6 protein-coding genes are annotated in these 11,049 nt (G+C 62.8%); 3 read left to right on the plus strand and 3 right to left on the minus strand.

Translation table 11 applies throughout. The features are described 5' to 3' along the window. Positions 1–34: 34 nt before the first annotated feature. Entirely contained in the window at positions 35–517 is a 483-nt protein-coding gene (locus tag FCL40_RS10530) for an HvfA family oxazolone/thioamide-modified RiPP metallophore (protein ID WP_136853259.1), read from the minus strand. A gap of 222 nt (positions 518–739) precedes the next feature. On the opposite strand from FCL40_RS10530, the gene dusC reads away from it, so the two are divergent. After that, on the plus strand, positions 740–1,717 hold the full coding sequence (gene dusC, locus FCL40_RS10535; protein ID WP_136853260.1) for a tRNA dihydrouridine(16) synthase DusC: 978 nt from the start codon (positions 740–742) through the stop codon (positions 1,715–1,717). A gap of 1,408 nt (positions 1,718–3,125) precedes the next feature. Here dusC and FCL40_RS10540 read toward each other — a convergent pair. After that, complete coding sequence (locus tag FCL40_RS10540) at positions 3,126–6,386, minus strand: invasin (RefSeq protein WP_136853261.1); 3,261 nt, start codon at positions 6,384–6,386, stop codon at positions 3,126–3,128. Positions 6,387–6,602: 216 nt separating this feature from the next. On the opposite strand from FCL40_RS10540, the gene FCL40_RS10545 reads away from it, so the two are divergent. Further along, entirely contained in the window at positions 6,603–7,910 is a 1,308-nt protein-coding gene (locus tag FCL40_RS10545) for a dicarboxylate/amino acid:cation symporter (RefSeq protein ID WP_136853262.1), read from the plus strand. A 956-nt stretch (positions 7,911–8,866) separates the two neighbouring features. On the opposite strand, the gene FCL40_RS10550 is transcribed toward FCL40_RS10545, so the two are convergent. Next, positions 8,867–9,850 carry an NAD(P)H-dependent flavin oxidoreductase gene (locus tag FCL40_RS10550; protein WP_136853263.1) on the minus strand — a complete coding sequence of 328 codons (984 nt, stop codon included), beginning with the start codon at positions 9,848–9,850 and terminating at the stop codon, positions 8,867–8,869. Between the two features lie 155 nt (positions 9,851–10,005). Between FCL40_RS10550 and FCL40_RS10555 the strand changes: the two genes are divergently transcribed. Further along, positions 10,006–10,377 (plus strand): DUF2750 domain-containing protein, encoded by a 372-nt coding sequence (locus FCL40_RS10555; RefSeq protein WP_136853264.1) that lies wholly within the window; start codon positions 10,006–10,008, stop codon positions 10,375–10,377. Positions 10,378–11,049: the final 672 nt, after the last annotated feature.

Consider the following 11,049-nt stretch of genomic DNA (forward strand, 5'->3'; position numbering starts at 1 on the left):
CCAGCCTTGAGTTGTGGTTCGGTCAGGCCGGGGCTCAGGCGTCGCCGCCGCACTTGCCCTCTTTAGACTTGGACTCGCCGCCACACTTGCCCTCGCGGCTCTTTACCTTGCCTTCACCGCACTTGCCCTCCTGGCCCTTCATCTTACCTTCACCGCACTTGCCCTCCTGGCCCTTCATCTTCCCTTCGCCGCACTTGCCTTCACCGCACTTGCCTTCGCGGGCTTTCATCTTCCCTTCGCCGCACTTGCCTTCACCACACTTGCCTTCGCGGGCTTTCATCTTCTCTTCGCCGCACTTGCCTTCACCGCACTTGCCCTCCTTGCCCTTCATCTTCCCTTCGCCGCACTTGCCTTCACCGCACTTGCCCTCTTTGTGCTTATCGCCGTCCAGCTGATAGCCGGAGGACAGCTCCTGGGCGCCAAAGGGGTTGGTATCGGCCGCCGCCGCGCCCATGGATACGCCCGCCACACACAGACCCAGCGCTGCAGCAACAGTGGTTTTCTTCATAGTGTTCATCTTAAGCATCCTTCTAATCGTCGATTTTTAAACCATTGTTAACCCAGCGCGGTAGTTCGCTGGCTCACGATACTAGACCCAGCGACCACAGGATCCATTTCACAATATATCAACTTTTTTTGATCTCGTCGGTTTTCAAACCCGTTTCGGCCTGCTAGGGATGAAGCCATGAGTGGGGGCTGGTACACTGTCGCGCCTTGGCATGAGAGGGTTTAGCGGACTATGAGAGTGATTCTGGCGCCGATGGAGGGGGTAATGGACCCTCTGATGCGGCAAGTGTTCACGGAGATCAACGACTACGACCTGTGTGTTACAGAGTTCGTCAGGGTGGTGGAGCAACGGCTGCCGGAAAAGGTCTATCGGCGGCTGTGCCCGGAGCTGGAGCAGGGCGGCCAAACCCTGGCCGGCACCGAGGTACGGGTTCAGCTGCTGGGGCAACATCCCCAGTGGATGGCGGAGAATGCCGCCCTGGCCGCCGAGCTCGGCTCTCCGGGCATCGATCTCAACTTTGGCTGCCCTGCCAAATCGGTCAACCGCTCCCATGGCGGAGCGGTGATGCTGAAGAACCCGGAACAGATCTACCAGGTGGTCCAATCGGTTCGCCAGGCGGTGCCCGCCCATCTGCCGGTCACCGCCAAGGTACGCCTGGGCTGGGACAGTGGCGACAGGGCCATGGAGATCGCCGACGCTGCCGCCTCCGGCGGCGCCGCCGAGCTGGTGGTCCACGCCCGCACCAAGGAGGATGGCTACCGTGCCGAGCGGATCAACTGGGCCGCAATCGCCCCCATCGCCCGCGCCCTCGCCATCCCGGTCATTGCCAATGGCGAGATCTGGAACCGTGCCGATGCCCTGGCCTGCCTGGAACAAAGCGGCTGCCAAGACATCATGCTCGGCCGCGGCGCCCTGGCGGTCCCCAACCTGGCCCAGGTGGTGCGCGGCACCGAGGCCGCCTACTCCTGGTCTCAGGTGGTAGCGCTGATGGCGGACTACGCCATGAGGGAGATCGCCGGCGAAAAGTCCATCTACTTCCCCAACCGCATCAAGCAGTGGCTGCGCTACATCCTGATGCAGTATCCCCAGGCGGAGCCCTTCTTCGTCCAGCTGCGGGTAGTGCGCTGCGTCGACGCCATCGTCCAGTTGCTGCAACAAGAGCAGGCCCGCGCCGCCGAGCTGGAACTGCGGGGCGAACCGGTGTTTTAACTCCTCTATCAAGGAGGATACCGGGAGGGCCTGGAGCGAAAAGACCGCACTCCCCCCCATCGTCTCCCTGGCGAACGCCAGGGGCCAGTGGCTTTATTATCCTTCTTCATCCGGTGTCGGAGTGCATCCTACCTCACCGAACGGAAAGACACTGGGCTCCGGCGTGCGCCGGAGTGACTGTGCAGGGGAGTGCTACATCGGATTGAATCAGCGCCTAAGTACACTGGCACTATACAGCCAGCATCAGTCCGCTAACAGCAGATCGATTCCCTCACCCTTCTCAGCCTCCCTTTACTCCACACCTACCGCCGCCAGCCACAAGGTACACGGCTTACCACCCGCACCATCGTCTCCCTGGCGAACGTCAGGGGCCAGTGGCTTTAAGCAGCAACGGAAGGTCACCCAAGGTCCCCACAGCACTCAAAGCCCCTGCGAGCCAAGACACTGGGCTCCGGCGTGCGCCGGAGCGACTGTGCCGGGGGGAGCTGCACCGGATTGAATCAGCGCCTAAGTACACTGGCACTATACAGCCAGCATCAGTCCACTAACAGCAGATCGATTCCCTCACCCTTCTCAGCCTCCCTTTACTCCACACCTACCGCCGCCAGCCACAAGGTACACGGCTTACCACCCGCACCATCGTCTCCCTGGCGAACGCCAGGGGCCAGTGGCTTTAAGCAGCAACGGAGGGTCACCCAAGGTCCCCACAGCACTCAAAGCCCCTGCGAGCCAAGACACTGGGCTCCGGCGTTCGCCGGAGTGACCGTGCTGGGGGGAGCCGCAGTGGAGAGAGCTGGCTCTATGCGAATCTGCCAGCCTCCTTGATCTGCCCCCGCTGCAGGCACTCCCCCGACTCACACAACAGCCAGCAACAGGGTGCTCTGGTCGCCACCCGCACCATCGTCTCCCTGGCGTACGCCAGGGTCCAGTGGCTTTAAGCAGCAACGGAGGGTCACCCAAGGTCCCCACAACACTCAAAGCCCCTGCGAGCCAAGACACTGGGCTCCGGCGTTCGCCGGAGTGACCGTGCTGGGGGGAGCCGCAGTGGAGAGAGCTGGCTCTGTGCGACTGTGCGAGCTTTCCTGATCGGGCCGCCCTTTACAGACAAACTCCCGACCCAGGCAACAGCCGGCAACAGGGTGCTCTGGTCGCCACCCGCACCATCGTCTCCCTGGCGAACGCCAGGGTCCAGTGGCTTTATCCCTCGGCGCTAACCCGGGCCATGTCGGCACAGGCACAGGCGGTGCCAGCCAAGACGCTGGGCTCCGGTGTGCGCCGGAGTGGCTGTGCCAGGGGAAGCCGCAGTGGCTTGAACTGACTCTGTGCGACTGTGTCAGCCTCTTTGAGCTGGCCGCACTGTGCAGACACAGTGCCCAGGGCACCCTTTGCCCTTAATCCCGCTATATGGCTAACCACCATCGAGCACCGACACCGAGAAGGCGGCAGGGGTGCCCTTCGGCGTCGCCACGGTAATAGTCAGGGTGCCCTGAGTCCGGTCATTGGGACTGGTCTCCTGCTCCACGGTGAAGCTGAAGTAGCCCGGGATCATCGCATTGGTGCTGCCGAGGGTGTAGTCGGTCACCCCCACCAGCTGACCATTGGAGGTGGACGCCGTCACCCTGGTGCCGTAGGGAAGCGGGTTATTGTTTTGATCCGACAGAAACAGCAGTACCGACTGGCTGTCATTGCTGACCAGATCAAGCTGAACGACACTCTGCAGTGCCCCGCCGCTGCCCAGCTGGCGCAACTTGCCAAAGGGTACGCTACCGGACATCACCAGAGTCAGGTTGCGCCACAGCATCAGCTGCGCCCGCCCGGGATCCAGGCCGCTATCCACGCACTGGGCCGCCGCCTCGCCATGACACAGCAAACCGGTATAGAGACCGTCGACGCCATCGAACTGGCCATCGGCATCGTAATCGAAAAACTCCTCCGCCACCGCCCCGGCGGATACGGCACCGTCCTGGCTGAGGCCGTCGACGCTGTAGTTGCGGTACAGGCCATCCTCATTGTCGTCCCGGAACGCCTCGGTGCGATCGACGTAGCTCTCGGGCGCGCCGTCAAATACCCCGTTACCGTTGAGGTCGACAAAACTCTCCTCGCCAATCAGCCGGAGCATCACCGTGGCCCGCCCCGGTCTGGGCTCGGCGATCACCGACCCCAGGCCGTTGAAGTGCGCCTCGAGCGTGTCTCCCAGGCAGGGGGGCGGATCGCCGCTTGGGCAGGTGACCGCCGACGGTATATAGAAGGGCCGAGGGCTCTGGCTTCGCCAGGTGACCTGGCATGCCCCCTCCGGACCGGAACCGTCATCGCTGCTCTTGGTGGCACAGCGGGCGTCGATGGCCCCCCCTTCGGCGGTAAAGGTCACCAGGGTGCCGTCGGGCACCGGATTGTTGAAGTGGTCCGCCGCCATCATGGTCAGCACCACCTCCTCGCCATCAAACTCCCAGGCCTCGGGGTTGAGCAGTGAGGCACTGAGGGAGAGGCTGTCATCATCCGCCAGCCCGGTGGTCACCACCAGGGCATCGGACAGATTGGAGACCACCGAAGGGTGGCCACCGCCGTCGCTGCCGGCCCACACCGCAAACACCTTGACCTGGGTGGGCACATCCCCGGCACCGACGGTCACCGACACCCGCCCCTGGCTGTTGCTGTAGCCCACGGCGTAACGGCTGAGATCGGTGGCATCCTGGTCCACATTGGGGCAGGCCACCAGATCCTGGGGCTGCGGCTCGGGACTTAGCTTCAGGCCACCGGCTCCGGTGGAGAGCTCGAAACAGACCTTCTCCTGAGAGGCGGCGGCCCCGGACTGATCCAGCAGCCGGAAGGTCACCAGGGCGGTCTCGGAGCGCTGCCCGGCCCCGTCGATGCCGCCACTGCCCTTCAGCGCCAACTGCCCCGGCTCGGCAGAAACAAACTGCAGGGAACCGATGGCGGACTCCGCCACCATCAACTGGGTCTCCCCCACCACGGTGCTGCCCCCGGTCTGGGCACTGACACCGATCCTGTCCTGGCCCTGGCACCCCTGAGCCAGATAGGTGGCCAGCCCCACCCCCGCCACCGTGGTCACCGGCGAGTCGATCTGCGCCAGGCCGGCGGCGGCACATTGGGAGCTAAGCTCCAGCACCAGCGGCTGGTCCACCGCCAGGGTGCCATCCGGGTTCAGGGTCTCTACTCGCACTATGGCGCTGCCTCCGGCCGGCAGGGTCTGCTCGCCCAGGGAGTTGGACACCGCCAGGCGGACACTGACCCTGCCCACCTCGAACGCCAGCAGCCGTGACTGGTTGGCAATCTCCACCGTCAACTCCCCGGCCCCCAGATCCCCATTGGCATAGAGGTCCAGCAGGGCCCGCCCCTGCTCATCGGTCATGGCGGTCCCCGCCGCCGGGCTGATGGCACCCAGAGTGGTGGAGGCACTCACCAGTCTCTGGGGCAGGGGCTGATTGCTGCCGCTCTGGGTCAGGGTTATAGCCACCACCCCGGGCGACGCATTGGTGATGTTGGAGGTCGGCTGGCATGCCTCGAAATTGCGAACGGCCCGATCCCAGCCCGCCGCCTCGTTGCAGTCGTACAGGGCCAGGCCGATCTGCGGCACCACCGAGTCCGGATCGATCTCATCGCCCAGGGTGACAAATCCCAGCCGAGTCACCACCCCGTCGAAGCTCGCCTCCACCTCACCGGCGCCCTGGATACTGCCCGCCTTGAGCAGGATGCTGGCCCGGCCGCTGCTGTCGGTAAGGGCGGTGGCACTGGCCGGCAGGAACTGGCCCAAGGTGGTGGTAAAGCTGACCACCCGCCCGGCCACCGGCCGCTGGGCACTGTCGAGGAGCTGCACCTGAACCAGGCCGGGATCGTCTGCCGAGATCTCACTGGTGCTGGCGCCGCTGGCGCTGCTGAGCAGGGCGATCAACAGCTGCTCTCCCCCGACAGGCTCCCCCGAACTGGCCTCCCCGGTAGAAGCAAAGGCCAGGGAGCGACTGAGCTCAACCCCGTCCAGGCTGACCATCCCCTGGACCAGGCCCGCGCCCGCATCCTGACCCGCCAGCAGGGTGACGCTGGCGACGCCGTCGGCATCGGTCAAGGCGGAGCCCGTCGACGGGGTCAGGGCCCCCACCTCTCCCAGGGAGAAACGCACCAGGGCATAGGGGACCGGGCTGCCGTCGTCGGACAGATAGGCTGTCAACTGGCCAGGCTGGGTCGGAGTCAGGGTATGCAGAGGCTCGCCTTTACGGTCGGTCAGGCTTAAGACCAGTTTCAGTGTCTGGGCGTCAAAGGGAAGGGACGCCTGGGCCAGGGAGCCGTAGCTTGCCAGGATCTCGCCCCGGCCTTTGAGACGACCCGGCGGGATCTCCAGGGTGGCAACCCCGGCCTGGTTGGTGGTCATGGCGTAGGAAAGCGGTTGCGCCATGCGCGAGCCGCTGATCGCCAGCCCCAACCTTCGCGAGGCTACATCGCCGCTGCTCGACTGCAGGCGGGCTGACAGGCGCACAGCCTCGTCGGAAAAAAATTGCTCCGTGGGCTGGCCGGACAGATCGAGCAGTTGCAACGACAGGACATATGTGGCAGGTAACTCCTCCGAACTGCCCTCCTCCAGGCCGTCGCCGCCGCCACAACTCACCAACAAAATGAGGAAAAAAGAGACAAATAACTGACGAATGACAAAATCCATTGCGGGACTCCCTGTCACACTGAGGACACCACTCCCTGGCATCCCGGCAACCTTAAGACTAACCAATACCAACAAGTTCGCCACCATGAATTTCCATCATCGCATCATTTGCCCAAATGAATGGTGAAATTCTACATTTACCCCCTTTTTTCCGCTGCAAAGTTCCTGCTAGGCTTAGGCCGCATAAAAAAAAGAGAACCGAATGAAGGAAGTTGCATGACTGAAAATATGCAAAAGAAAATGGGCCTGACTGCCAAGATTTTGATTGGCATGTTTGCCGGCATTGCCATCGGCGGATTACTCAGGGTCCTATTCCCCGGCAGTGAGTTGGTCGAGACCTATCTGGTGGACGGCCTGTTCAGCGTTATCGGAAATATCTTCGTCTCCTCGCTGAAGATGCTGGTGGTGCCCCTGGTGTTTGTCTCCCTGGTGTGCGGTACCGCCTCCCTGTCCGACCCGGGCAAACTGGGACGCCTCGGCGGCAAGACCCTGGCGTTCTACCTGACCACCACCGCCATCGCCATCACCCTGGCGATCACCGCGGCGGTGATCGTTCATCCCGGCAGCGCCTCCATGGCCGCAGAGGGACTGGCATTTGACGCCAAGGAGGCGCCTCCGCTGAGCCAGGTGCTGGTCAACATCGTCCCCAGCAACCCCATCGACGCCATGGCCAAGGGCTCCATGCTGCAGATCATCGTGTTCGCCATCATCTTCGGCGTGGCCATCAGCCAGAGCGGTGAACGCGGCGCCCGGGTACGCAACTTCTTCGAAGACATCAACGAAGTGGTGATGAAACTGGTCACCATCCTGATGCAGTTGGCGCCCTATGGCGTGTTCGCCCTGATGGCCAAACTGGCCCTGACCCTGGGACTTGAGACCTTCGGCAGCGTCATCAAATACTTCTTCCTGGTTCTGGCGGTGCTGTTTGTCCATGGCCTGGTGACCTACCCCACCCTGCTGAAACTGGCCACCGGCCTGAGTCCTGTCACCTTCTTGAAAAAGATGCGCAGTGTTCAGCTGTTCGCCTTCTCCACCGCCAGCTCCAATGCCACCCTGCCGGTGACCATCGAGAGCGCCAACTACCGCCTGGGGGTTCACAACAACATCAGTTCCTTCTCCCTGCCGTTGGGGGCCACCATCAATATGGACGGCACCGCCATCATGCAGGGTGTCGCCACGGTATTCATCGCCCAGGTGTTCGCCATCGATCTGACCATCGGCGACTACGTCATGGTAATCATCACCGCCACCCTGGCCTCCGTCGGTACCGCCGGTGTACCCGGCGTCGGCCTGATCATGCTGGCCATGGTGCTGAACCAGGTGGGCCTACCCGTCGAGGGCATTGCCCTGATCCTGGGCGTGGACCGTCTGCTGGACATGGTGCGTACCGCGGTGAACGTCACCGGCGACGCCGCCGTCACCGTGATTGTGGCCAAGTCCGAGGGTGAGTTCGATGAGGAGGTGTATGACGATCCCTTCGCCGGCGCCGAGCTGATGGGTGATCGCAAACCTGAGGCGGCCTGAGCCTCCCCCTTCAGAGTAACAGGGGCCCCTCGGGGCCCTTTTTGTTTTGCGGCCTCTCAACTCAGCCAGCGGAGAGAGCAACCGTAGAAGGAATGGACTCCCCGGGTCTCTGCAATGGCAACAGCAGGGGGCTTCCAGCTTCGTTTGCACCATCGTCTCCCTGGCGAACGCCAGGGTCCAGTGGCTTTATCCCTCGGTGCTCACCCGGGCCATGTCGGCACAGGCACTGGCTGTGCCAGCCAAGACACTGGGCTCCGGCCTGCGCCGGAGTGACCGTGCTGGGGGAAGCTACAGTGGATTGAGCGAACACCTTGCGAACCTGCAGTTACCGCTGGAACAATCAAGTAAACGTCAACAAACACTGCGGCCGGCAACAGAGTTCTGTCAATCTCACCCGCACCATCGTCTCCCTGGCGAACGCCAGGGTCCAGTGGCTTTATCCCTGGGTGCTCATCAAAGCCATGTAGGCACCGGCTGTGCGAGCCAAGACACTGGGCTCCGGCGTGCGCCGGAGTGACCGTGCTGGGGGAAGCTACAGTGGATTGAGCGAACACCTTGCGAACCTGCAGTTACCGCTGGAACAATCAAGTAAACGTCAACAAACACCGCGGCCGGCAACAGAGTTCTGTCAATCTCACCCGCACCATCGTCTCCCTGGCGAACGCCAGGGTCCAGTGGCTTTATCCCTGGGTGCTCATCAAAGCCATGTAGGCACCGGCAACGGCGGTGCCAGCCAAGACACTGGGCTCCGGCGTGCGCCGGAGTGACCGTGCTGGGGGAAACCTCTGTGGAAAGAGCTGGCTCCCCGCCGACCCTCAGTTCAGCTGTGCTGTTAGATACCCGGCGCCGGCGCGGATCGATGACCGAGAAGGCTCCCTCAGCCGAGTCCCCATGATCAACCAGGGCTCCCGAGGGAGCCCTTATTGATACCGACGTCATCAAGCGAAGATACTCATTTACTTGAGGTAGGGTTTGGCCAACTCATGGTGAGCCAGCACCGCATCCTTGTACTCCACCTTGAGCTGCTGCACCAGGTTGGCCACCGTGGGAATGTCCTTGATCGCACCCACCCCCTGACCAGCGGACCAGATCTTCGACCAGGCGCCCCCCTGCTTCTCGCCGGGTGTCAGTTCCTGGCCGAAATCGATCCCGGCTTTGGGCGCCAACTCGTCGGGATTCAGCCCGGCATTGACGATGCTCTCCTTGAGGAAGTTGGCCGCCACTCCGGAGATGTTCGGGGTATAGAGGATGTCGGCGGCGCTGGCGCACTGGATCATCTTCTTGTGGCCCGGATCGGCAGTGGACTCCTGGGTATTGATAAACCGGGAGCCCATGTAGGCCAGGTCCGCCCCCATCTGCTGTGCGGCGGCGATGTCCTGGCCGCTGGAGATGGCCCCCGCCAGCAACAGGGTACCCTGGAACAGCTGACGAACCTCCGCCAGCAGGGCAAAGGGACTCAGGGTGCCGGCGTGGCCACCGGCCCCGGCGGCCACCAAGATCAGCCCGTCAACACCGGTGGCGGCCGCCTTGCGGGCGTGACGCACCGTGGTCACATCGTGGAACACCAGACCACCATACTCATGCACCCGCTCCACCAGTTCGGGCACCGCCCCCAGGGAGGTGATGACGATCGGCACCTTGTGCTTGATGCACAATTGAAGATCCGCCTCCAGACGGGGGTTGGATGCGTGGACTATCAGGTTAACCGCGTAGGGGGCCACCCGGGCCCCGGCGCCGTAGCCGTGTTTGGCCAGCGCCTCGTTGATGGTGATCAACCACTGCTCAAACCCCTCGCTGGTGCGCTGGTTGAGGGCGGGGAAACTGCCGACGACCCCGCTCTTACAGGTTTCGATCACCAGATCCGGCCCCGACGCCAGAAACATGGGGGCGGCAACGGCCGGAAGCTGCAGGGTCTTCTGCAGCAGACTTGGCAGTGACATGGTGCATTCTCCAAAAAACACTCGGACACATTGTTACCAAGCTGAACTTAGCGGGCAAATTAGCGGTTCTTCATACTTATAAATGGGTTCTCTTTGGTTATGGAACCCGGCTGCTGTTATAATCCGCGCCCCAATAGATTATCGAGACCCAGCCCATGCCCCTGACCGAAGAACAGATTAACGACTTCTACCGTCTGACCAGCAAAGAGCGCTTTGCCCAGTTCGTGGCACAGGCGCAGGAGAAGCAGGTAGTGTGGACCCTGGCCAACGATCAGGGCTGTGTGCTGGTGGACACCGGCGAGGAGCAGTGCCTGCTGCTGTGGCATGACGAAGATCTGGCGGAGAGCTGGGCAACCGAGGAGTACCAAGGCTGCCGCGCCATGGGGATCCCCCTGGACGACTTCCTGGCCAAGTGGGTGCCCGGCATGACTCAGGACGGCTTCGACGTGGCCCTAGTGCCCACCCGCGCCGGCGAAGGGGAGGTGATGTCCCCGGAAGAGTTGGCCGGTGAACTGACCGCCGAATGAGATGAAAACGGGGCCCTGGGCCCCGTTTTCGTTTGGGAGTGCTGCCTGCCGCAATGACCCTTTCGGGCTTGCCATCGCCCGCAATACAATTCGAAATAGCCAACCTCAAGCTTCCGATAAATCATTTGAACTGTGCGAACCAAGACACTGGGCTCCGGCGTTCGCCGGAGTGACCGTGCCAGGGGAAGCCACCGTGGAGAAAGCTGGCTCTGTGCGAATCTGCGAGCTTTCGTGATCGGGCCGCCCTTTACAGACAGACTCCCGACCCACACAACAGCCGGCAACAGGGTGCTCCCAATCCCGCTCGCACCCTCGTCTCCCTGGCGGACGCCAGGGTCCAGTGGCTTTGTCATCCCTCTACGTTCACCCGAGGCATGTCGGCAGAGACTCAGGCGGTGGGCTCTAAGACACTGGGCTCCGGCCTGCGCCGGAGTGACCGTGCCAGGGGAAGCCACCGTGGAGAAAGCTGGCTCTGTGCGAATCTGCGAGCTTTGGTGATCGGGCCGCCCTTAACAGACAGACTCCCGGCCCACACAACAGCCGGCAACAGGGTGCTCCCAATCCCGCTCGCACCCTCGTCTCCCTGGCGGACGCCAGGGTCCAGTGGCTTTGTCATCCCTCTACGTTCACCCGAGGCATGTCGGCAGAGACTCAGGCGGTGGGCTCTAAGAC

The sequence above is a fragment of the Ferrimonas sediminicola genome (genome assembly GCF_005116715.1).
Taxonomy (GTDB): domain Bacteria; phylum Pseudomonadota; class Gammaproteobacteria; order Enterobacterales; family Shewanellaceae; genus Ferrimonas; species Ferrimonas sediminicola.

Excerpts from the sequence above, each read along its gene's own strand:
- dusC (WP_136853260.1), top strand. The coding sequence starts at position 740 with ATGAGAGTGATTCTGGCGCCGATGGAGGGGGTAATGGACCCTCTGATG.
- FCL40_RS10530 (WP_136853259.1), bottom strand. The coding sequence starts at position 517 with ATGAACACTATGAAGAAAACCACTGTTGCTGCAGCGCTGGGTCTGTGT.
- FCL40_RS10550 (WP_136853263.1), bottom strand. The coding sequence starts at position 9,850 with ATGTCACTGCCAAGTCTGCTGCAGAAGACCCTGCAGCTTCCGGCCGTT.
- FCL40_RS10555 (WP_136853264.1), top strand. The coding sequence starts at position 10,006 with ATGCCCCTGACCGAAGAACAGATTAACGACTTCTACCGTCTGACCAGC.
- FCL40_RS10545 (WP_136853262.1), top strand. The coding sequence starts at position 6,603 with ATGACTGAAAATATGCAAAAGAAAATGGGCCTGACTGCCAAGATTTTG.
- FCL40_RS10540 (WP_136853261.1), bottom strand. The coding sequence starts at position 6,386 with ATGGATTTTGTCATTCGTCAGTTATTTGTCTCTTTTTTCCTCATTTTG.